This window comes from Mucilaginibacter sp. A5337 (assembly GCF_059690695.1).
This window is the reverse complement of record NZ_JCAWEC010000005.1, coordinates 48,064-72,495: the sequence shown is the minus strand read 5'-3', so window position 1 is coordinate 72,495 and position 24,432 is coordinate 48,064. Positions and strand designations below refer to the sequence as shown.

Sequence of the window (24,432 nt, the reverse complement as noted above, 5' to 3'; positions counted from 1 at the left end):
ATGGATAAAAATACGTTTACAGGATTATTCCTGATCATGGCGATCATTGCCGGCTCGATATACTTTTTAAAGCCATCGGAAGCCGACCTTAAAAAAGAGCGCGCAGTACAGCATCAGGATTCGCTGAAAAAAGCTGGTGTAGCCGCTGCCGCCGCTGCAAAAACCGCAGCTAAATTTGATACTGCCAAAACAGCCAAAATTGATTCGGCTTTATTGAAAATGCCTTTCGGCGCCGCTTCTGTTGGCAAAGAAGAGTTTGTTACTATTGAAAATAAAGAACTGCTTATTAAATTAAGCACCCAGGGAGGTAAAGTTGCCTCAGTTGAATTAAAAAACTACAAAACTTTTGATAAAAAGCCTTTGGTACTTTTTAGTGGCGACAATAACCAGTTTGGGTTAAAGTTTGCCGCCGGGGTTGCCAATATCAACACCAACAATTACTATTTTACACCAAGTGCAAAAGCGCTTACCGTAGCCGAAAAAGATTCGGGTTCGGTTACTATGCGTTTAAGCTATAGCCCAACCCAGTATATTGACTATGTATACAGCTTAAAAGGTGATGGCTTTAAACTTGGCTTAACTATTAAACCTACCGGCCTTGATGCTGTAATAGCCAACAGCAGTACCTATAACCTGAACTGGGCAGCCAGCCTGCACAAACAGGAAAAGGACATGAAACAGGAGCGCCAGTACTCTACAGTATACTACTACAATACTGACGGCGATGTTGATTACCTGAGCGAAGCTAAAGACGATCAGAAAAATATCAGCGATAAAAAAATGGCCTGGGTTGGTTTCAAACAGCACTTCTTTTCAAATGTGCTGATCGCGAAAAACACCATAGCCAAAACAGATATTGCCGTTGCTACCGATGTTAATGATACTACTGATGTAAAACAAATGAAGGCCGATCTGTCGCTTACACGCGCTGCAGATGGTTCTTTACCTTTGGAGTTTTACTTCGGCCCGAACCGTTTTAATACCTTAAAAGATCAGGGTCATGACCTTGACAAAATGGTTAACCTGGGTTGGGGACCGTTAAAGTACATCAACCGTTTTGCGGTATTGCCGGTATTTAACTTCCTTAACAAGTTTAACTGGAACTATGGTTTAATTATCCTGGTATTAACTGTATTGTTGAAACTGGTGTTGTCGCCGCTTACTTACAAATCATACCTTTCTATGGCCAAAATGCGCGTGCTGAAGCCAGAAATGGATGAGATCAAAGCTAAAGTTGGTGAGGATAACCCTACTTTGTTACAGCAAGAATACCTGAAACTGTACAAAAAAGCAGGCGTTAACCCATTGGGTGGTTGTTTACCATTGCTGATTCAGATGCCAATTGTTATCGCGTTCTTCCGCTTTTTCCCAAGTTTATTTGAGCTAAGGGGCGAAAGTTTCCTGTGGATGCATGACCTTTCAACTTATGATTCGGTTATCAAGTTTGCTCCTGTAGCTTTCCTTGGCGGCGTTAACCACGTTAGCTTAATGTGTTTGCTGATGACCATCTCAACGTTGATCTATACTTATTTCAACAACCAGATCTCGGGTGCTACAGGACAGATGAAATATATAGGTTACATCACTCCTATTGTATTCCTGTTTACGCTTAACAGCTACCCTGCAGGTTTGAACTACTACTACTTCCTGGCCAACATGTTCACCTTCTTACAACAATACCTGATCAAATTCATGGTTGATGATAAGAAGATCCATGCCCAGATCCAGGAAAACAAAAAGAAACCTGAAGATACCAAAAAGAAAAAATCAGGTTTTAGCGCTAAAATGGAAGAAATGATGCGCCAGCAACAACAGATTCAGGCTAACAAGAATAAGAAGTCTTAAGTTTTTAGTCTTTAGTCGGAAGTCCGCAGTCGGAAAGTCCGGAAGATATTTAAGCCCCTGGGAAAATTTCCCAGGGGCTTTTTGTTTATTAGTTTCTGTTTTTATAAGTTGGATCGATCGATTTCTCCCCAACAAAAAACTTTCGGACTTCCGGACTGCGGACTTTCCGACTTTTTTAAATCCAACTAAAATAATTAGCAAAATTATATTACATTTGAAATAATGTATGCAATTGTCGATATAGAAACCACCGGGGGACATGCCAGCGCAAATGGCATTACCGAGATAGCCATATGCATACATGACGGTAAAAAAGTAGTGAAACGGTTTGAAACGCTTGTAAACCCACAGCGTGACATCCCTATCTATATCAGCGCCTTAACCGGCATTACCAATGAAATGGTAAAGGATGCCCCTCCTTTTGAAGACGTGGCAGCCGATATTTATCATCTCATTCACGGCAAGATCTTCGTTGCCCATAACGTAAACTTCGATTTCTCTTTTGTCAGGTACCATCTTGCCGCCGCGGGGTATGATCTGCAAACCAATAAACTGTGTACCGTGAGGCTTGGTCGCAAAATAATGCCTGGATTGCCATCATACAGCCTGGGCAAATTATGTAAACATTTGGGTATTGATAACCAAAGCCGCCACCGCGCTATGGGTGATGCCGAAGCTACGGCCGAACTGTTTACACTGTTACTAAACAGCGATACGGACGGGCATATTAAACAATCTCTCAAACTGGGTTCAAAAGACCAGCTATTGCCACCCAACCTGTCAAAAAAGGATATCGACCAGCTACCATATACACCAGGCGTATATTACTTTCATGATCAAAAAGGCAAGGTAATATATGTAGGTAAAGCCAAAAACGTTAAAAAACGGGTAAGCAGCCATTTTACAGGCAATAATCCTGGTTTTCAGCGACAGGAGTTTTTGCGCAATATCCACCAGATAACCTACCAGGTTTGTGGCACCGAACTCATAGCCTTTGTATTGGAGGCCATCGAAATCAAACGCCTTTGGCCAAAATACAACCGTTCGTTAAAGCGTTTCGAAAACGCGTTCTGTCTTTACGCTTTTGAAGACCAGCGCGGCTACATTCGCCTGGCGGTGGATAAATATCGTAAATACAGCGATCCGATATATACCTGCAATTCCCTGCTTGACGGATATAACCTGCTCAATAAACTGATAGAAGCATTTGAACTGTGCCCTAAGCTTTGCTTTATACAAAAAAACAATGAGCCATGTACCGGCGCAGCCGGAAACGCATGCGCCTGCGAAGGCGTTGAGCCTATCGATAGCTATAACAAAAAAGTAAATAATGCCATCGATCAGCTCAAGCAGGCATTGCCTACTTATGCCATCAGGGATGAAGGTCGCACGGGCGATGAGCATAGCTGTATTTTAGTTGAGAAAGGCCAGTTTTATGGCATGGGCTATATCTCTCATTACTTTGATGCCAATAATGTGCAGCAACTCAAAAGCTATCTTACGCCCTATCCCGGGAATGATTATATCAAAAATATTGTAGCCACTTACGCTTCTAAGTATCCGGACAGGATGGTGGTATTTGGGTAGGCAGCCAATGTTCTCTTTTAATGGCGCAAGTCTTGTGTGGTGGCCCCTGGAGGGGGTGACTTGTGACCAAGCCATGCTAATGCCTCTGTAAAGTTCGCGATTGCTTCGTACCTTATAATGACGTGATCGTAAGTTGTTGATTATTAAATATTTTTTTCAAATTGATTTTATAACATAGGCGTTGCCTGCGGCCCGGGCTTTCCGTTACAAGTCCTCGCCTTTCCTGCCCTCACTCCCTACACACGCTGCTGGCTTTACACTGCAGTCCCTAACGCGGCCTCCGCACAACTCCCTAAAATATATTTTGCACGTCATCACGATTTTTTCCAGGGTCTCTCTGGTGGTTACTCGCAATGACGTAACGGAAATGCATCGGGGCGCCATATATCACTTCTAAATAAATAATTATCTATTAAGTTAACAAATCCCACACAATTGAGTTTTTAATTGGTTACCCTTATAACATTTACCAACAAAAACTTAAAAATGGATAGTATAAATCAACAGCAACCCGAGGATAACATGAAGGACCTTAACGGCCCCGAAGCCCTTGCAAAGATCAAAGAACTTGCGGAAAGCGCGAAAAGTTGCTTCTTTGTGAGCAATATTAAAACCGGCGTACCGGCTTCTGTACGACCGATGTCTGCACAGCAAATTGACGATGAGGGTAATTTTTGGTTCCTGAGCGCTAACGACAGCCATAAAAATGATGAATTAGGGAAAGATCCCTTTGTTCACCTGCTTTTCCAGGGATCGGGATACTCTGATTTCTTGAACCTTTATGGGATAGCAAGCATTACCGAAGACAAGGAAAAGATTAAAGAACTCTGGGAACCGACATTAAAAGTATGGTTTACTAAAGGCATTGATGATCCGCGTATCAGCGTAATCAAAGTTGAGCCTACCGAGGGGTATTATTGGGACAATAAACATGGCAATGCAATAGCATTCGTAAAACGACTTGCAGGAGCAGCCATTGGCAAAACCATTGACGATTCGGTAGAAGGAAAATTGACTATCTGAAATCAGAATGTCTGAACCCGAATTTGTTGAATTTCATGAATTAAAGAATTTGAAAAGGCTTGAGTAATTAATTTCAAGCCTTTTCAAATTTCGTTTAAACTTATCAAAAAGCTCCCCCTTTAGGGGGCTGGGGGGCTAAATATTTATCAAACCAGTCAATATATCGCTGTAACCTGTCAACCTGGTAACTGGGCACAGTGATACCATGATATTGACCGGGATAAAGTACCAATTGTGTTGGTACACCTTGCGACCGCAGTGCTTCATACATTTGTTCTCCTCCACCGGTCGGCACGTTAAAATCCTTTAAGCCCGACATGAATTGGGTTGGCGTTTTTATTTTATCGGCGTGGAAAAAAGGATAAGATAATTTGATGTACTTATCAGCATTCTTCCATGGAGCCCCTAATTCATTGTCGTACTGCATTACCCATTGATCAGATCCGTAAATAGCTAGCTGCAATGCGCTGCCCGCCCCACTTGAAGCTGCTTTAAAGCGGGTATCAGTCGCTATAGTATAATCAGTAAGGATGCCGCCGTAACTCCAGCCGCCAATACCGAGGCGATCTTTATCTGCTATGCCAAGTTTAACCAGTTCATCTACTGCTCCGAGCAGGTCTTTTACTTCTTTATTGCCCCAATCGGCATAAATGGCTTTGGTAAATTCAATACCGCGCCCAGTACTGCCACGGTAATTTACAGCAGCTACAGCATACCCGGCACAAGCAAGCGTTTGCCTGATCTCATCAAACTCAAACTCATCCTGATCGGTAGGGCCACCATGGATGTAAAGAATAAATGGCATTTTTTTGGTAACCACGCTATCCGGCATATATAAAATGCCGGATACCAAAGTACCATCGTTACTAAACGACTGGAAACCTTTCACATAAGCCAGCTTAACCTCGCTCAGCCATTTTTCCTGGTGAAAAGTTAAACGGCGGACCTTGCCATTTTCAATGGCTACCAATTCGTTAGGCATATAGGGCGTGGTCATCCGCCCCACCCATGCTCCTAATGAATGGCCTGCTATATCAGAGAAACTGCATTCGTTCCCCTTATAAACCGGCACCGATTTACGGAGAAGCAAATTATACCTGTTGATATAACGGATCCTGTCGCTGCTGACTACGTATTCAAGATCTTTACCGTCCTTGCTCCAGGCTATATTGCTAACAGGCCTGTCCAGCTGATCAGTTAACGGGCGATTATTTTTCCCGTCGGCATCCATCAGGAATAAAACGTCATGCTGGTAAATGAAATAATCAGCATCGCTTGTTGAACGGAGATAGGCAATACGCTTACCGTCCGGGCTCCAAAGGGGATTAATATCATGACCGGTAAAAGTAGTGAGCTGTTTAGGTTCAGCGCCCGGTTTAGCCTCTATTGTAAAAATATCAGTATTTTCATTTCTATCTGGGTCGGCAGTGTGGTTGCTTATATAGGCAATGTTTTTTCCGTCGGGGCTCCATTGCGGCGAGCCATCGTCCATTTTACCATTGGTGAGAGTGTCCAGTTTTTTTGAGCCCACATCATACAGGTATAAGTGCGAATGCAAATGCTGCAGATACCCTTCAATATCCTGTTTAAAATGATAGCGGTCTATTTTGATAGGCGGCGTAGTTTTGGGTGCTTCTTTTCCCTTGTTTTCCGGGTCTTTTATAATTAATGCCAGTTTCTTACTATCCGGCGACCAAACATATTCTTCAATCTCACCTTTAATATCAGTGAGTTTATGCCCGTCTCCTCCACGCCTGTCCATCATCCAAACCTGGCCACCATTTTTTGAATCTTTTTCAGACAGGTAAGAAATAAACTTACCATCCGGTGTCCACTTAGGGGTAGAGGCGGGTTCATCGCCATAAGTAAGTTGAATGGACTGCTTGCCATCGAAGCTTTGCATCCATAAGTGAGATATGCGCTTATCCTTAGCCGTATCCACTTCAGATAGTTCGTAAACCAACCATTTACCGTCGGGAGATAACTGAGGAGCCATCAGCGTTGGTTGTTTATATAAATCTGTGGGCTTAAGCGGCTTTTTAACAACTTGGGCGCATATGGGCTTAAAAGCCAATACAACCAAAATCAACATAACATACTTCATAAAAACACGATTAAAAAGCCCCGTCGGGACATATCAAAATGTTATTTTTTTAAATACTTATCATACCATTCAACGTAGCGCTGCAACCTGTCTACCTGGTAGCTTGGCTTAGTAAGACCATGGAATTGATTAGGATACAATATCAATTCGGTTGGGATACCTTGTGTTCTTAACGCCTCGTACATCTGTTCGCTGCCAATGGTTGGTACGTTAAAATCCCGCAGACCTGACATAAACATTACCGGTGTTTTTATTTTATCGGCATGGAAAAACGGGTATGAGATCTGGATCCACTTATCGGCATTTTTCCATGGCACACCTATCTCGCTTTCATACTGTAACACATACTGATCACTGCCGTAAACAGAAAGCTGTAACGCGCTGCCTGCACCACTGGCCGCTGCTTTAAAGCGGGTATCAGATGCAATGGTATAATCAGTTAGGATGCCTCCATAACTCCAGCCTCCTATGCCCAGCTTGTCGGGGTTGGCTATGCCTAATTTCTCTAATTCGTCAACAGCACCAAGCAAATCCTTAACCTCTTTATTGCCCCAATCGGCATAAATGGCTTTACAGTAATCTAATCCTCGACCGTTGCTACCGCGATAATTTACCGCCGCTACGGCATACCCGGCAGCCGCCAACGTTTGCCGGGTAGCATCAAAACTAAATTCATCCTGCCCAACCGGGCCACCGTGAATAAACAAGATTAGCGGATACTTTTTATTTGGAACACTATCAGGCGTTAAAACTATCCCCGACACTTTGGTACCATCAGAACTTGTTGATTCAAAACCTTTGGCATAAGCAAGTTGCACGGTATTTAGCCATTCATCATGATGAAATGTAAGCCTGCGTAGTTTTTTATCTTCCAAGGCAAATAATTCCGCAGGGGTGTATGGATCTGTTTTTTGTACTATCCAATTACCCGAAAGATTGGTAGCTATATCGTTAAAAACGTAATCGCCTTTGTTTATCGTAGTGATCTTTCCGCTGTTGATATTGATATTGGCTAAATAACGCGTGCGGTCATCTGTTACAATAAATACAATATTCTTGCTGTCTTTAGCCCAGGTTTGTGCGGCAGCAGGCCGGTCAAGCTGCAGGGTAAGCGGTTTATTGTTTTGGCCAACCACATCCATAATGCATACCACGTTCTGGTCGTACATCATGTAATCGGCATCGCTGGTTGAACGGAGATAGGAAATATACCTGCCATCAGGGCTCCATTGCGGGTTGCCATCCCTCCCACTCCAGGTAGTAAGCTGCAGCATACTGGCACCAGGGCGGGCGTCAATAGTAAAGATATCGGTATTTTGGTTTTTGTCAGGATCGGCACTTCGGTTACTGACAAAAGCGATGGTTTTGCTATCCGGCGACCACACCGGCGAACTTTCATCTTTATCGCCCCGGGTTAAAGTATCAAGCTTTTTAGTGGCAACATCAATTAAATAAAGATGATTATGCAAGTGCTGAAGATATCCAACTACATCCTGCTTAAAATGATAACGGTCAATAACTATTGGTTTTGGCGTTTTAGGCTCCTCTTTGCCTTTGTTTTCCGGGTCGCCTATCACCATTACCAGGCGCTTGCCGTCGGGGCTCCAGGCGTAGTCGCCTAAGTCACCTTTAATATTGGTTAGCTTAGCACCCTCACCACCACGCCGGTCGATCAGCCAAACCTGCGAACCTGTTTTTGAATCGCGCGAAGAGAGGAACGACAAATATTTACCATCCGGGCTCCAGCGCGGCGACGAGGCCGCTTCGTCGCCGTGAGTTAGCTGGATAGATTCTTTGCCATCAAAACTCTGCATCCACAGGTGTGATACACGACGGTCTTTTGCGGTATCAACTTCAGAAACGCTATAAGCCACCCACTTGCCATCGGGCGACAATTGCGGGTCGCTTACCGTTGGGATCCGATAAACATCAGCCGGTTTTAAAGCTTTTTTTTGTTGGGCATATACGGTACAAACAGCAGAAAGCGTGAATATAAAGAGTAAGGCTCGCTTCATAAATGATGTATTTTGATAGAGCCCGTAATTTAGTAAAAGAACCTTGATTTATGGGATAAAAGGATTGCCATGATTTTGTTATAAAATTTTCGCATATTAATGTCGCAGCACACTAAAGATACCAGTCCAAAATGGTCCGCCAATTATCAACTCCGTTTCCACTAACCGGATAATTTACGTTAATTAGGATCATGTCTGTAAAATTTAAGTTCCTTTTTGTTATCTGCCTTTTTTTATCCCTCATTAATATCCATGCTCAAACCCCGGCCATTCGCAACAATTATCAAACCGAAGCCGGAGTACCCAGGTTAAACATTGAACGGTCAATGATCTACTCGCCCGATAAAGAGTGGCTTTATAACCATCACACATCCATCATTCATTTTAAAGACCGTTTTGTGGCCATATGGAGCAACGGAATGATTGACGAGGATTCGCCGGGGCAAAGAGTAGTGTATTCTACTTCTAAAGATTTCAAACACTGGTCGCCATTAAAAATATTAGCTACTCCGGGCAAAATCAACGATACCCTCACGGTACTCACTGCCGCCGGGCTTTATCAATATAAAGGAACCCTGGTAGCCTATTATGGCGACTACGACAAACATCGCAATAACACCCATTTATGGGCTAAAACCAGTACCGACGGTGAGCATTGGAGCCAACCACTTGATATGCATTTGCCTGTTGTACCCAACCACGGGCCTGAAGTTACCAATAGCGGCAGACTGATCATTAGTGGTAATTTCACTTTCCCTTACACAGATGATCCCCGCGGACTTACGGGCTGGAAACTAAGCAGTTTTTATCCTGATTCACTTTATAAGCAGGATAACCCGGCTATGTTTTATGCTCCCGCTGCAAAATCGGGGCTCCCCCCGCTTTGCGAAGGCTCATTTTTTGAAACTGATGACAACGTATTGCATATGCTGCTCAGGGTGACCGGTAAAGGCTGGAAAGGCCATTTATGGCTTACCGAAAGCAAGGATAACGGCAGCAGTTGGTCGCGGCCGGTGGAGGCCCCTTTTTCAGATAATGACAGCAAGTTTCACCTGGGCAGGTTACCCGATAAACGTTTTTATTATGTAGGTATCCCCGATACCCTGCACCATTATGACCGCAACCCGCTGGTGCTCTCGCTATCAAAAGATGGTAAAAGCTTTGATGAAAATTATATTATAGCTAATGAGCTATATCATCTTAAAAAAGAAGGCCTGTGGAAAGGCGGGCAATATGGTTACCCCCATACCATTGTTTATAATGGCTATATGTACGTGATTATTTCAAGGCAAAAAGAGGCCATTGAAACATTGAGGTTTAGCTTGAATCAACTGAAATAAATCAAGCACCCGCTTTATTAGCTAACGGCGTATTTTGTATCAAAACAATCACGCCGTTTTTTTATTTCAATAAACAGCCTTACGTTATTATCTTTAAGCTAATTGCGATTAACTTAATTTAAACCTACCCTGCTTATGAAACCTACACATGGTACCGCTTATCTCACCATTACTGCGTGCATTATCAGTATGTTGGCTCTGATACTCCTGTATGCCATGCAAACCATTTCGTTCACGGTACCAGACGTAGTACGACCTTTGTTTTCATTTATGCCTGTCATTTGTTTTGCCTGGTTAATGGTATTTGTGATAGGTATTTTAAAATACACCAACGAAAAACCTTTCATAGTTAACGTGTTCATCATTTATTTGATCTATAGCCTAATATCTGGTTTAGTTAATACAGCCATCAGCTTTTTTCAAATCAACAGAGAGCCATTGATAATATTTTACCAGATCAATGGAACTATCAATATGTTAGTAATAGTATGTATTGTGATTATGGCCGCCTTGCTGCGTGATACCGTATTTAAGTTACCTCTGTTGCTTTTTACCTTAAGTGAGTTATTTATTATTATATTTTACATGATTGTGCCGAGGGCACTTTCCCTTATCGGGACTTCCAGCTATATCCTCTACATCCGCTACATCGGGCTCGTATACCTTATAGTTCCGACAACCGGAATTTATATCGCAGTAACCACTTTAAATGTGCTTAATAGCCGGCAATTGCAAAAGCCATTTTATGACGTTGAAAACCCCGACTGGCCCCCATATGATAAACCCAACTTGTAACTTTTTTTGCTTAATTTCATCTAACAAGGCAAAACACAGATACATAAACCTTAACAAATGCTAAGCATCCGCAATATTGTTAAACAATACGCAGGTCACCGTGCACTCAGTGATGTAAGTTTAGAGGTTGAAAGCGGTCAGATTTTTGGCCTGCTTGGCCCTAATGGTGCCGGTAAAACTTCGCTTATCCGTATTGTAAACCAAATTACTGCCCCTGATTCGGGCGAGATTTATTTTAATGGCGAAAGACTTAACCAATCGCACATCGAACGGATAGGTTATCTACCCGAAGAACGAGGCCTGTACAAAAAGATGGAGATTGGTGAACAAATGATCTATCTGGCCAGATTAAAAGGCTTAAGCCGTGCCGAAGCGCAAAAACGCCTTAAGTTTTGGTTTGAGAAGCTTGAAATGGAAACCTGGTGGAAAAAGAAAATAGAAGAGTTATCAAAAGGCATGCAACAAAAAGCACAATTTGTAGCAACTGTACTGCATGAACCCGATTTGATTATATTAGACGAACCTTTCAGCGGATTTGACCCCGTAAATGCCGAACAGATTAAAGACGAAATATTGGAGTTAAATAAAAAGGGCGCCACCATTTTGTTTTCTACCCACCGCATGGAATCTGTCGAGGAGCTTTGCGATGCCATAGCCCTCATCCATAAATCGCACAAGATATTGGATGGTAAGGTTAAACATATCCGCAACTCCTATCGTAACGAAACCTATTTTATTGAATACACGGGCCAACAAATAGCATTTGATGGCAATCAACCGTTTGAACTGGTTAGCGAAACTCATGCTGATGATGGCAGTCATACCATCAAGATAAAACTTACAGGCGAAAATAACTCAAACGATGTTTTACAATACCTTATCCCAAAAGCAAGGGTAAATATGCTACAGGAGGTAATACCCAGTATGCATGAAATATTTATCGAAAAAGTTAACCTAAACTCTACCGGCCATGAATAAAGTATTACTTATTATACAGCGCGAGTATCTTACACGGGTTCGCAAAAAATCATTCATCATCATGATATTTGTGGTACCGCTGTTAATATTACTTATGGGTATTGTTGTAAAGATGGTTGCCGATAGCAGCGACAAATTATCATCCTTACAAACAGTTAACGTAATTGATAAAAGCGGTGACTTCGCTAATAAATTTCATGACGCTAACAACATAAAGTTCACCTATGCGCTCACCGATCTCAAATCATCCAGACAACTACTAAAGGATAGTGAAGGCATTTCTATTTTATATATCCCGGTAAACTACATGCAGAAAGATTCGGTACAGATATTTTCAAAAAAGAAGGCATCTATCCCCCTATCTGAAGAAATTGAAAAGCAATTGAGCGATATCGCTTTTTCAAATAACCTCATCAGGCATCATATCGATACTTCGCTGCTGCGCTCTATCAAGAGGACCAATATCACTGTAAGTTCGATCGAAATTTCTGATAAAGGTGACAAGAATGCGAATATCGGCGCTAATATTTTAATTGGGATAGCTTGTGCTATCATTATTTATATATCATTGTTCATATATGGCGGGCAGGTAATGCGCGGTGTTATTGAAGAAAAAACCAACCGCATTATTGAGGTGGTTATATCTTCAGTAAAGCCATTTCAGTTAATGCTCGGCAAAATTATAGGTGTGGGCCTGGTTGGCTTAACCCAGTTTAGCGCCTGGATAATTTTATCTATTATATCTACCAAAATCGCCGGGCACTCTTTTAATTCGCCTACCAGCCCTATGGTAAATGCGCTTGCGGTATTACAAACTATCCCATTTGGATATATTATGGGCTGCTTTATATTTTACTTTTTAAGCGGCTACCTCTTATACGCTGCCCTGTTTGCAGCTGTGGGCTCGGCAGTTGACAGCGAAACGGAAACCCAGCAGTTTATGTTCCCTATTACCTTACCCTTGCTGTTCACTTACTTCTTGGCAGTATCAGTATTGTTCCGCGCGCCGGACAGTCCACTGGCAGTATGGTTGTCCATGATCCCTTTCACTGCACCGGTAGCGATGATGGTGCGTATCCCGTTTGATCCACCAATATGGCAGGTAGCTGTTTCGATGTGTATGATGGTTATTGGCTTTTTATTTACTACTTATGTTGCAGCACGGATCTACCGGGTAGGTGTGTTAATGTATGGCAAAAAAGCAAGCTATAAAGAACTGGTTAAGTGGTTCTTTTATAAAGAATAATTTTTGATTTCGGATATCGGATGTTCGATTTCGGATTTACCGAATAAAATCCCCGGGAATGGAAAACATTTTCGGGGATTATTTATTTTAGCCGTATGAGTAAACGCGTTGCAGTAATGGATTTGGGTACAAATACCTTCCATTTATTGATTGCCGAAGGCGAGATCCATGACTACCATGAAATTGTACATATTACAGAAGCCGTTAAGTTAGGCGAAGGAGGTATTAACAAAGGCCATATTTTGCCAGATGCTTTTCAACGTGGCGTAAATACCATGCAACGCTTTCACGAACTTATCGCGGCCAACAACGTTAGCAGTGTAAGAGCAATAGCAACTTCGGCCTTGCGAAGTGCCTCAAACGGAAAAGATTTCATTACAGAGGTTGAAGTCCAAACAGGCATCGCCATCGAAATTATTGACGGCGAACAGGAAGCTGCTTTTATCTACAACGGTGTAAAGTTAAGCGGCTGCTTATCGGCCAAAAACTCCCTGATCATGGATATTGGCGGAGGCAGCGTTGAGTTTATTTTGGGCAACGCAGATAAAATATTGTGGAAACAAAGCTTTGAAGTTGGCGCTGCCCGCCTCATGGATCAGTTCCATCACACCGACCCTATTCCCCCGGCATCTATCGAGGCTATGAATTTGTATCTCGAGGATACCCTGAATGATTTGTTCATCGCCACTACAGGTATTGAAATTGACACCCTCGTTGGCTCATCAGGCTCATTTGAAACTTTTGCCGGATTGATCGAAACAGAAAAGGCCCGGCCCTTTGATTTGAAAAGTATCCAGCATTATGATTTTGATGAAGAAGAGCTGTTAACCATCACCAATAAGCTGATTCTTTCAAGCCATAAAGAACGATTGGGTAATCCGGGAATTATTCCGGTGCGGGTTGATATGATCGTAGCTGCTTCTTTGGTTACCCGTTTTATTATGCATGCGCTGGATATTCACAAGGTAAGTATGTGTACTAACTCATTAAAAGAAGGGGTTTTGGCAGAGATGTTAACCTAAATGGAGAAAACAACCCAGCATGATGAAAAACCGATCAGCAGTACTACGAGTGCGCTAAACAAAAATTCTTTTCTCAAGGCAAAAATTGCCAATATCAGGCACAGTATTACATGCAAAAAAATAACGAAGGCTTCGGCTATTATAATAAGCTCTTCATTAGCAACCCATCTAAAATATATAGTATAAGCAGCTAATATCGCTAAATTGACACCTACAACTATCATTTTATTGCCACCTGAGCCTTTCTTCAACGTTTCCATTTTAATTTTATATCAACTTGTGGGATACTAAATCCTTACCAGTGAAACACATGTTGAAAATCCAATTATTAAAACCAGCAGGCCGCCTAAAAACCAACTCCACTTACGGAAATACAATGAAAGTGTAACACAAACTACAACTTGGACAATCATTAGCAATCCGGCGAATATAAGCCCGCCGCTGGTCAGCATACTAAGCAGTGTATAGCCAACAAATACTGCCAGATTAAGCCCTACTATCTTGATACCACTTGGCTGCTTGTTATCAGGATGTTGATTTTGTGGTTGTAATTGTTCTTCCTCTGTCATACCAAAATCTCTCCTCTTAATTGTTCAAGGTACTCCCGCTTATCATCCCTGTAAAACAGGTTCATGGTTTCAAAGGGGATGATCTGCATATCTTTATTTACGATATGCACACATGATTTTTTGATGGCACGAACATCAAAGTTTTGCGCATCTATAAATTGCATAATTATCACCCTGAACAGGTTGTCATAGCTTAAGCTTGGCGCATCAATTTCGGGCAGGCAGCATAACAATGAGTGCAGGTGTTCTTTCGCTTTATCAACCGAGTTACCTGTGCTGAACATATTAAGCAGATACCCTTTCAAGCGTTCATCATTTTCATAAACGATGGTATTTTTTGAATTATCAAGCAGGTCATCCGGATTAATCATCCGGGTTAGCGGAATCACTTCACCGCCCAGTTTAAGAGCATACCCCATCACCAGGGCATCAGGGTTGCAGGGCACCGGGATCAGGTCGTTTTTGTTAAATATTTTCGTTTGCTCCAATATAGCGCTGCGTACCTCAGTTAAGGTGTAACGGTCTGTTTGCTCATTAAAGTTCTCTAATCTGCCGGCCTGCTGGGTAGGCTGAAAAGTTACCCCGCGAACACAGGGCTGCTTCAATGCATATTCAATAATTGCCCCTAACTCATCAGTATTTAAACCTTTTTGCAACGTAACTACCAGCGTTGTCGACAGATTATACTTGTTTAGATTTTCAATGGCCTTTTGCCTCACGTCGCGCAAATCCTCGCCGCGCAATTGTTCAAGCGCCTCTTTTTTAAACGAATCAAACTGCAGGTAAATCTCAAAATCGGGCATATAGGTTGCCAGCCGCTTTACAAAATTTTCATCCTTAGCAATCCGGATACCGTTGGTATTTACCATTAAATGCTTAATGGGTTTTGTTTTAGCGATATCCAGAATTTCAAAAAACTGCGGATGCACGGTAGGCTCTCCCCCGCTGATTTGCACTACGTCGGGCTGACCTTCATTTGCCACTATTACATCCAGCATCTGTTCAATTTCGGCCAAAGTACGGTGCCTGCCATAAGTAGGTGATGACATGGCGTAGCAGGTGGGGCAACTTAAATTACACCTGTCTGTAACCTCCACAACAGTAAGGCATGAGTGCTGCTCATGATCCTGGCAAAGGCCGCAATCATACGGGCAGCCATAATGCGTTTTGGCATTGAATTTAAGCGGCATCTCACTGCGCTTGGCATAGTTGCGGCAGTTTTTATAATATTCCACATCGGTGGCTATCAGCACCTTTTCAAAACCATGCTGCCGGCAGTTTTTAAGCATATAAACCTTATCATCCTCAAAAACAATTTTGGCATCAACCCGACGCAAACAGGTGGAGCAAATGCTCAACGTAAAATCATAATATATATACGGGCGTTCAGGCATGGCTTATAAACAGCTTTTTAGGATATAAAAATACTTTATAATAATACAAAATGCCGGCCATAGAAACTAACTGAATTACCGATAAACCAAAACTAAAAAAGTAATCGGGCTTAATAAACTCAACCAGTAGCCGAAAAATGAGGTAGCTTACCATAAACAATTTAAACCTTGCACCATCAACAAAGCGATGGCTTTGTTCAATGAGTTTCAGTATAAGCCAAAGCATTACCCAAAACACTATCTCATACAAGTTAGTGGGGTGCCTCCGGATACCATCGCCAAAATCAATAGCCCATGATAAATTGGAAGCTATGCCATAAGTGCCGTCCTCCAGGCCGGCCAAAAAACAACCGGTACGGCCAATAATCATAGCCAGGATGAGCGGATAAACCATTAAATCGCCGGACGATACGGTTACACCTAACTGCTTTTTGGTAAGTTCAACGCCTATCAATCCGCCAAGCATACCGCCCACTATGGTTTTGTTGCCCATAAAATAGATGATATTGAAATGCGAAAACAGCAAAGGCGGATTTTCAAAAATCCCTACAAGGTGCGAGCCGATAAATGCACCCGCTGCCGCGCCGATAAAAATAATAAGCCGGTGATCGGCACTGATCTTATCTGCCGAATGTTTACGCAACCAGGCATAATACCGGTAACCTAAAAAATACGACAATGTTTCGCAAACAAAATGTACCGGGATGGATGACCGGCCAAAAGGTATGTTTACAGGGAAGTGCAAGGTTATCTTTTATAATAAAGCTCTAAAATATGTTTTTTTATAATAGCCGTAAGCGTGTACATTTCTTAACTTTTTCATAAAACCCAAATTTAGCGCCATCCTTTGTATATTGGGCGCTTAAATACACACCATGAAATTACGATCTATCGGCATAGGTATAATGTCGGTTTTAGCACTCAGCGCGTCGGCGCAAAAAGGGAAACTCAATCCTAACGATACTTCATCAAACTACAACGCGGCAGCGGCTTTTTCGCCTATGTTTTATACCGAAAAGGGTAACGACTTTCACTCGGCCAATGGCGCTCCCGGCCCCAAATACTGGCAAAACAGGGCCGATTATACCTTGAAAGTAAAACTTGATACTGCAAGCAAAACCATAAGCGGCACTGTAGTGATCAACTACGTCAACAACAGTCCCGATGCCCTGCCGTACCTTTGGTTACAGCTCGATCAAAATACTTATAAACAGGATGCCCGTTCCAACTTCTTTACCGACCATTCGCCCGGCGCAGATCAGCATACCAGCGGTTACCAGATAGAATCTGTATCTGTTGACAATGGCGATGTTGTTAAAGCTGTACCTTTTGTAATTACCGATGCCCGTATGCAGGTGCGCCTTGCACATCCGCTGCAAAAAGGAGCTATTAAACTGCGGATTAATTATCACTATACTATTCCGGGCGCCTTTGGTGGCCGTACGGACTATTGCGATACCAAAAATGGCAAGATCTACGAAATTGCCCAGTGGTTTCCGCGCATGTGCGTTTATGACGACAGCCACGGCTGGGATACCCTGCCGTTTTTGGGCAGCGGCGAGTTTTACCTCGACTATGGCGACATAGATTATTCGGTAACCGTACCATGGGACATGATCGTGGCCGGATCGGGCGAGCTGCTTAACCCTAAAGAGGTGTTGACGGCAAAACAAATAGCCCGCTTAGATCAGGCCCGCAACAGCGACAAAACTATCATGATCCGCGATTTGGCCGAGGTTAATGATCCTGCCAGTCGCCCGGTTAACAAAGGGACCCTTACCTGGCATTTTAAAATGCTCAACACCCGCGATGTTGCCTTTGGTGCATCAAAAGCTTACATCTGGGATGCAGCAAGGGTTAACCTTCCAGGTGGCAAAAAATCATTGGCGATGAGCGTTTATCCTGCCGAAAGCTATGGTAACGACGCATGGGGCCGGGCTACCGAATATCTGAAAAAATCAATAGAATACTTTTCAGAAAAATGGTTTGTATATCCTTACCCTGTTGCTATTAACGAAGCGGGCATTGCCGGCGGCATGGAGTATCCGGGTATTGTGTTTGACGGCATTACCGATAAAGGCAGCGTGCTTTACTGGGTAACAGCACACGAGATAGGCCATAACTGGTTCCCGATGATTGTAGGATCAAACGAGCGCCGCTATGCCTGGATGGATGAAGGCCTCAACACTTTTATAGATATATATGCTTCTGATGCTTTCAACAAGGGAGAATATGCTCCCAAACGGGATAGCGAATACGCACCCGGAGGCGGTAATCCCGCCGATGAGATCATCCCTTCGCTGCTTGATCCGCAATCGCCGAGTATTATGACAGCTCCTGATGCTATTCCCGAAAAATACCGCCATCCCCTCACCTATTATAAGCCGGCATTCGGCCTGGTGCTGCTGCGCGAACAAATATTAGGAAAAGACAGGTTTGACTATGCCTTTAAAAATTATATCAACCAATGGGCTTTTAAACACCCGCAGCCTGATGACTTTTTCAGGTCGATAGAGAACGGGGCCGGCGAAGACCTTTCCTGGTTTTGGAAAGGCTGGTTTTACAATAACTGGCTGGTTGATATAGCGCTTATCGACGCAAAATACGCAGGTAAAGATGCGTCCAAAGGCATTACCATCAAAGTAGTGAATAAAGAACAGTTACCTATGCCGTTTACTGTTGAGGTAAAATTTAAAGACAGCAGCAAAAAACGTTTTTACCTGCCGGTTGAAACCTGGCTGCAATCCGGACAAATTACATATACACTGCCTACAACGCAGGAAGCCGAATCAGTGGCCATTGACCCCGACGCCGCCCTGCCCGATCTTAATCGCGGTAATAACAGCCAAAAGGTTAAATAGAGGAAATGCGCCAGGTGTTCAACTTTTTTAGGTTGAACACCTGGCGCATTTTTTAAAAACAACAGATACTGATTATCAATTATTTACATTATCGACAAAATAACAAATGAACAAATACTTACTGATAATCAACAACTTAAAAATTCATAGTTCTAAAAACTGAACACCCTTCTTTTTAAAAGTTGAACACTCATGCCTTTTCTCTTTTAAAGCATTCCGCACAGCACTTCGCAATACCACCTTCAATGAGTTATTTGGCTCAATTTTCCTGGCAGCAACCAAAAAACCTTACTCCAAACCGGAGTATTTAAAAAAAAATTACCGTTTTGTGCTAATTAATTACTCATCACTATAGGTAAACCACATGCTTATTGATTAAAACGGCAGGGAAAAAAATTCCCCAAACCGGGTAAATAATAATCAATAATTAAATTTCATAAATTTTCCATTTTCTTAATAAACATCAAAATAGAGTGCACTATTGGCAACACAACAGTCATTTCGAGTTAAAATTCGTACTTTAATAGCATTTTTATTAAGTCAGCACCATTATTGCAATTACTCCCTAAAACCTAATAATTTGAAAACACAATTACTCTGCGTTTTATTTGCCGGATACTTTCTGTGCCTGGTTAACAGAGTTACGGCCCAGGAAACCAGTGATAATCTTACCTACTATTACAATAACTTTGAAACTGCTTCAGCCAATAATATAACTTCATTAGGCGCAAGCGGTGTTGGTAATGCAACCCGCACAAGTTCATCAATTACCATTGATGCATCAACTACAAGTCCATTAAATGGTTCGGTAAGTTTGAGATCGGCAGTGCCGGCAACCAATGCCATAAGTGCAATTCGCTGGGATTTTGTCGGGAGCGGCACATCAGGAAGCATTGACATGACTCAGAATGATTTTGAGTGGAATTTCATTTATAAAAACAATAGTGCAACCGGTCCGGATGATCCTGATGCAATGGCGGTTGGCAACAACTCATGGCGGTATTGGCTTATTGCCAATGGTTATACCACCAATACCATGCAGGGCATTTATATAACCCACACCGGCACAACACTCAGTTTAAGGTACAGGTATGATTCTAACACAGGTAACGGCCGCTATAATGAATTGCTAAACGCAACTATGGCTAATGATCAGCAAACCTACATGATCAAAGTACAACGATTGAAAGATGGTCGCTGGGCAATCTTTAAGGATGTTTTTGTAGCGGGTATGACAACAGCCAAAACCCTTGTTGCGTCAAGTAATGGAACAACGGGCAGCGGGTTCAGCACCTATTATTACTCCTATCTTGAATCCACATGCACAACTGCCGGCAGGTTTCAATGGGATAATTTTGATATGTATACCCGTGTGCTTCAATTTACAACAACGGGCGCAAACGGAACAGCCAATAACGTAACCCAGCCTCCTTACTACGAAAGCGAAAGCGTGATCCTTTACGGGTTAAAAATAATATCAAGGGGTAACTTTACTATCAATCAATTGGTAATCGCCACAACCGGCGCAGGTTTTGAAGCTTATTTCAACGGTTCCGGAAGCCTTTACAGATCTGACGATTCATACTATTCAACATCAGCTGATGCCTTGATATGTTCAATGAATTATACAGGAAATGCCATGCAAAGTTATAGCGTGGGCGACCTTATAACCAGTTCGGGTAATACCGATGGTTCATACTCAGTACCAGGCTATTATTTTTGGACGGGTACTGTAAAAAGCCAGCTTAATTACGGCGGCAGCCCTACCGGCACTATTACCCCGACAAGCATTAGTACACTTATGGGTAATGGCAACAGTACAGCAATAACTTATACCGGCCCTTCATCAAGCGGTAATACTATAACGTTTGTAAACGCAATCGATTGGACTGGTGCATCAGATAATAACTGGAATAACACCGGCAACTGGAGCCCGGCAACAGTGCCAACTACAAGCAACGTTGCACGTATAGGTGTAGTATCGTTTAAAAACCAGCCTATTGTACAAAGTACTGTGCCTAACGTTGCATCCCTGATACTTGGCCCAACAAAAAGTACATTAACCGGAACGCCATCGCTTATTTTAACCATCAATACCACCTATTCACTTACTGTAAATGGCGCAATTACCCAAAATCACAATAGTAGTGCCGGCGGTGTAACAACAACCATTACAGGTACAGGAACTGGTACATTAAACTGTAATTCATTTGTATTAGGCGATAACACTACACCTCCCGCGCCTACTGCGCTTACCACCCCAACGTCAAACACAACTATAATAAATGCTACAGTTCCGGTATTTAACATCACTAATTCATTAACACTAAATACTACTTCTTCGGCGCTTGGCACCTATGCACTGATATTTTTGCAAAATTATTCTGTTAACAACGCAACATTTCATCTAAACTCGGGTACGTTAACTGTAAGTAATATCTCAACTACCAACTCAAACTATGTAAACAGGAATGATGGTCTCAATACTATAACCAATGCCGCCTTAGTTGATATGGATACCGGCACCGGGGCTACTACTTTAAACTTAACGGGCAATACTCCAATAAGCGCTGCTACTGGCGGTACTATTGATTTCACCACCGGAGGCAGCGGTACAGGACTTGTGAACTATTCAGCTACTTCGGGTACGCAAACAGTATATGCTACCAGCGACAGCTTTATCAGTTCCAGTCCTTCTAATTATGATAATCTTACTTTATCAGGTGCAGCAGCTAAAACTGTTGACGGAGGTGCATTAACTGTAAGCGGAAACTGGATCACCAGCGGAGGGGCAATAAACCTCAACACCAATGATCCCAATATAGCGGTTACCGGCAACTGGACAAATTCGGCAAACGTAACACAGGACGCCGGAAGTATCGCAATAACCGGAAATACCACTAACAGTTCGGTAATAACGGGAGCCTCAGGCACGCTTACCTTCACTGGCACTTATGGTAATTCATCTGGCTCTTCTATTACAACAGGATCAGGCACAGCAACTTTCACCGGCGCATATACCGATACTGCAGGTACTTTTACCTGCGGCTCGGGAAGCGTAATTTATAATAGCGATTATACCAACACCGGAACATTTACACCTGGTACAGGTACTGTTTTCTTCAGTAAGGCAGGTGCGCAATCCCTTACCGATAACAGTACAAACGGCACAAAATTCAATAATGTTACGGTTAACGGCAGTGGCACCAAAACTATGTCGGGCACTGGTAAATTCGCGGTATCTTCTTCAGGCATACTTACCATGGGAGGTACTGCTACCTTAGCTGCCGGTGGTGTTTTAACATTAAACTCTGATGCTACGGGTTCGGCCACTGTTGCAAGTATCCCCTCGGGTACTGCAATTACCGGTAACGTAAATGTGCAACGTTATATCAACGGCGGCGCGTCAAAATACAGAGGGTATCGCTTGTTAACCTCTTCTGTTAACACAGGTACTTCAAGCCCTGTTTTTACATTGGCATATCTTAAAAACAATGCGTTTGTTACCGGCACCACGTTAGCCGCAGGTGGCTTTGATGTTTCGCCCGGGGCCAATAACCCCTCTATTTACTTTTTTAAAGAAAGCCAGGCTGCAAACCAAAGCTCCTTTACATCCGGCTATTTCAGGGGGGTTAATAGCTTAACATCGCCATATTCTTTTGATGGGGAAACCGGTACCAGGTCGATAGGTGCCGGCAATGGTTTTATATTCTTTTTCCGTGGAGATCGTACCCTTGCAGGCTCTATAAGCACTGCAGTAGTTTCTACATACGTTCCGCAGCCCACCACGATGACCGAAACAGGAACGTTAAACCAGGGCAACATCACCGTAGCAAACTGGTATAACGGCGCATCAACCTTACAATATTCCAGCCCGGCTGTTAACACCCTGCAAGGTTATAACCTTGTGGGCAACCCTTATGCCAGCACCATAAATTTTGAAAAGTTTAACCGTAAGGGAACGTCAGGCAGTAATGCCAATGCCGCCTCTTCAATTTATATTTCCGGACAAAAAGCCCAGATTTATACAACTACTGCGGCAAATGTACCACCATTAGCTTTTATATGGGTTTACAACTTAACAACAAAAAACTATGAGAGTTACCAGCAAAATGCAGGGCAGATAACTTCGGTTAACGATACCACCACAACCGTTAACCCGGGTATTCAAAGCGTAGTTGGCGGCGCGGCAAGTAATATGATAGCAAGCGGCCAGGGCTTTTTTGTTATAGCAAACGGTAGCGGGCAGGCTTTAACCTTCAGGGAATCGGCCAAGGTAACTACCCAGCCTTCATCAACTTCGCTTACCGGAGTCTTCAGCTTACCGCAAGACAAAACACCTATTGCACAGACTTTAGGCACCGGTAATAAAGCCCTTATGAGCGTAGCAAATACTCCTATTGCCGCTACCAGTGTAAGCGAACCGGTTTCGCAACCAAGCCCCGTTATGCACCTCCTGCTTGAAAAAGATGAGGCTAATTTTGATGGCGTTGCCCTGGTTTTTGATAAATGGGCTACCGCTAATTTCGACAAAAATAAAGATGCTGAAGACCTTGGCGGAAACGGTGCTTTGGAAAGCTTTTCGGCTTTAACAAGCGACGGCGTAAAAACAAGCATCCACCATCGTCCGCTACCTGGAAAAACCCAGGCAACAATCCCACTCTTTGCAGATGCAACAACATCAGGCCCTTATAAAATTAAATTAACCGATGTTAAAGACCTGCCCGCCATTTACGAAGTATGGCTTAAAGATAATTTCACCAAAGATTCAGTGGATCTGAAACACAACAACGCTTACAGCTATAATATTGATAAAAGCATTGCGGCTACTTTTGGGAAAGACCGCTTTCAACTGATAATGCGCCAAAATCCGGCACTTGTGCTGAAACTGATTGATTTTAATGCCGTGAAAGTAAGTGACGGGGCTAAAACAACCTGGGTTGTTGAAAATGAGGCAAACTATAGCTCATTTAACCTGCAAAGAAGCGTTGATAACGGCAAAACCTGGGAAGACCTGAATGTTATGCAATCAAACGGCTTAGGCACCTACTCGTATACCGATCCTAATCCGGCAAAAGGCCTAAATAAATATCGCGTTCAGCTAACTGATTTAAACAATGATATCAGTCTGTCAAAAGAGTTACCATTAATGTATGCCAATACGCAAAGTAACATCAGCAACAGCCTGCTTACCATATATCCAAACCCTGTACACGAAACCGTAAACTTAACTATATCCCAAACCAACTCATCGGCTAACTACAATATTCAATTAACTAACAGTAGTGGTGTGCTATTGAAGACAGTAAATATTACTCAATTGTACTGGAAAAACAACGTGGCCGGTTTTGTGCCCGGAACATACATAATAAGGGTTACCGACAACAAAACCAGGCAGTTGATTGGCACCGGTAAATTTGTAAAACTATAAAAGCGATTTGTGCATATGATAAAGAAGATTTTTTTGACGATCCTTGTTTGGGTAATAGCAACCTTAGGCTGCTTTGCTCAGATATTTGCCTGCGATAACGCAGATGACGACGCTTACTGCCCGCTTGACACCTGGGTTATTGTTTTTGCTGTAGCTGCATTTGTTTTTGCTGCAATTCATTTGTACCGCAAACAAAAATCCCTTCAGGCCTAAGGCCTAAAG

General features: G+C 42.8%; 17 protein-coding genes. 11 read left to right on the top strand and 6 right to left on the bottom strand.

What is annotated here, in order from left to right; translation table 11 throughout:
- The 3 genes from yidC (at position 1) to AC59JO_RS17575 (ending at position 4,455) form a co-directional block, all read left to right on the top strand.
- A complete protein-coding gene (yidC, locus tag AC59JO_RS17585) occupies positions 1 to 1,845 on the top strand; it encodes a membrane protein insertase YidC (RefSeq protein ID WP_497306838.1) in 1,845 nt (614 codons plus the stop codon).
- A 222-nt stretch (positions 1,846 to 2,067) separates the two neighbouring features.
- The gene (locus AC59JO_RS17580) at positions 2,068 to 3,432 is read left to right on the top strand and encodes an exonuclease domain-containing protein (protein WP_497306836.1); all 1,365 of its coding nucleotides are present in this window, start codon (positions 2,068 to 2,070) and stop codon (positions 3,430 to 3,432) included.
- A gap of 486 nt (positions 3,433 to 3,918) precedes the next feature.
- Positions 3,919 to 4,455, top strand: coding sequence for a pyridoxamine 5'-phosphate oxidase family protein (locus tag AC59JO_RS17575; protein WP_497306834.1), 537 nt, complete (start codon positions 3,919 to 3,921; stop codon positions 4,453 to 4,455).
- 103 nt (positions 4,456 to 4,558) lie between these two features.
- On the opposite strand, the gene AC59JO_RS17570 is transcribed toward AC59JO_RS17575, so the two are convergent.
- Positions 4,559 to 6,451: a prolyl oligopeptidase family serine peptidase gene (locus AC59JO_RS17570; RefSeq protein WP_497306831.1), complete on the bottom strand. Its 1,893-nt coding sequence runs from the start codon at positions 6,449 to 6,451 to the stop codon at positions 4,559 to 4,561.
- A gap of 149 nt (positions 6,452 to 6,600) precedes the next feature.
- Complete coding sequence (locus AC59JO_RS17565) at positions 6,601 to 8,574, bottom strand: prolyl oligopeptidase family serine peptidase (RefSeq protein WP_497306829.1); 1,974 nt, start codon at positions 8,572 to 8,574, stop codon at positions 6,601 to 6,603.
- 191 nt (positions 8,575 to 8,765) lie between these two features.
- On the opposite strand from AC59JO_RS17565, the gene AC59JO_RS17560 reads away from it, so the two are divergent.
- The 5 genes from AC59JO_RS17560 to AC59JO_RS17540 all read left to right on the top strand — a co-directional run bounded on the left by AC59JO_RS17560 (position 8,766) and on the right by AC59JO_RS17540 (position 13,955).
- The gene (locus AC59JO_RS17560) at positions 8,766 to 9,914 is read left to right on the top strand and encodes an exo-alpha-sialidase (RefSeq protein ID WP_497306828.1); all 1,149 of its coding nucleotides are present in this window, start codon (positions 8,766 to 8,768) and stop codon (positions 9,912 to 9,914) included.
- Positions 9,915 to 10,049: 135 nt separating this feature from the next.
- Complete coding sequence (locus AC59JO_RS17555) at positions 10,050 to 10,709, top strand: hypothetical protein (protein WP_497306826.1); 660 nt, start codon at positions 10,050 to 10,052, stop codon at positions 10,707 to 10,709.
- 57 nt (positions 10,710 to 10,766) lie between these two features.
- Entirely contained in the window at positions 10,767 to 11,687 is a 921-nt protein-coding gene (locus AC59JO_RS17550; protein ID WP_497306824.1) for an ABC transporter ATP-binding protein, read from the top strand.
- A complete protein-coding gene (locus AC59JO_RS17545) occupies positions 11,680 to 12,933 on the top strand; it encodes an ABC transporter permease (protein WP_413667193.1) in 1,254 nt (417 codons plus the stop codon). The genes AC59JO_RS17550 and AC59JO_RS17545 overlap by 8 nt, the downstream gene beginning before the upstream one ends.
- A 95-nt stretch (positions 12,934 to 13,028) precedes the next feature.
- The gene (locus AC59JO_RS17540) at positions 13,029 to 13,955 is read left to right on the top strand and encodes a Ppx/GppA phosphatase family protein (RefSeq protein ID WP_497306821.1); all 927 of its coding nucleotides are present in this window, start codon (positions 13,029 to 13,031) and stop codon (positions 13,953 to 13,955) included.
- On the opposite strand, the gene AC59JO_RS17535 is transcribed toward AC59JO_RS17540, so the two are convergent.
- Genes AC59JO_RS17535 through AC59JO_RS17520 form a run of 4 tightly spaced genes read right to left on the bottom strand, consistent with a single transcriptional unit; the run spans position 13,952 to position 16,663 of the window.
- The gene (locus tag AC59JO_RS17535; RefSeq protein WP_413667191.1) at positions 13,952 to 14,215 is read right to left on the bottom strand and encodes a hypothetical protein; all 264 of its coding nucleotides are present in this window, start codon (positions 14,213 to 14,215) and stop codon (positions 13,952 to 13,954) included. The genes AC59JO_RS17540 and AC59JO_RS17535 overlap by 4 nt on opposite strands.
- Before the next feature lie 27 nt (positions 14,216 to 14,242).
- Positions 14,243 to 14,524 (bottom strand): hypothetical protein, encoded by a 282-nt coding sequence (locus AC59JO_RS17530; RefSeq protein WP_497306819.1) that lies wholly within the window; start codon positions 14,522 to 14,524, stop codon positions 14,243 to 14,245.
- The gene (locus tag AC59JO_RS17525; protein WP_497306817.1) at positions 14,521 to 15,918 is read right to left on the bottom strand and encodes a radical SAM protein; all 1,398 of its coding nucleotides are present in this window, start codon (positions 15,916 to 15,918) and stop codon (positions 14,521 to 14,523) included. The genes AC59JO_RS17530 and AC59JO_RS17525 overlap by 4 nt, the downstream gene beginning before the upstream one ends.
- The gene (locus AC59JO_RS17520) at positions 15,911 to 16,663 is read right to left on the bottom strand and encodes a prolipoprotein diacylglyceryl transferase (protein WP_413667188.1); all 753 of its coding nucleotides are present in this window, start codon (positions 16,661 to 16,663) and stop codon (positions 15,911 to 15,913) included. Before AC59JO_RS17520 ends, AC59JO_RS17525 begins: the two co-directional genes overlap by 8 nt.
- 130 nt (positions 16,664 to 16,793) lie before the next feature.
- Here AC59JO_RS17520 and AC59JO_RS17515 point away from each other — a divergent pair, with 130 nt between their 5' ends.
- The 3 genes from AC59JO_RS17515 to AC59JO_RS17505 all read left to right on the top strand — a co-directional run bounded on the left by AC59JO_RS17515 (position 16,794) and on the right by AC59JO_RS17505 (position 24,423).
- Complete coding sequence (locus AC59JO_RS17515; RefSeq protein ID WP_497306814.1) at positions 16,794 to 18,779, top strand: M1 family metallopeptidase; 1,986 nt, start codon at positions 16,794 to 16,796, stop codon at positions 18,777 to 18,779.
- A 580-nt stretch (positions 18,780 to 19,359) separates the two neighbouring features.
- Positions 19,360 to 24,210 (top strand): T9SS type A sorting domain-containing protein, encoded by a 4,851-nt coding sequence (locus tag AC59JO_RS17510; protein WP_497306812.1) that lies wholly within the window; start codon positions 19,360 to 19,362, stop codon positions 24,208 to 24,210.
- 15 nt (positions 24,211 to 24,225) lie between these two features.
- Positions 24,226 to 24,423, top strand: coding sequence for a hypothetical protein (locus AC59JO_RS17505; protein ID WP_413667185.1), 198 nt, complete (start codon positions 24,226 to 24,228; stop codon positions 24,421 to 24,423).
- Positions 24,424 to 24,432: the final 9 nt, after the last annotated feature.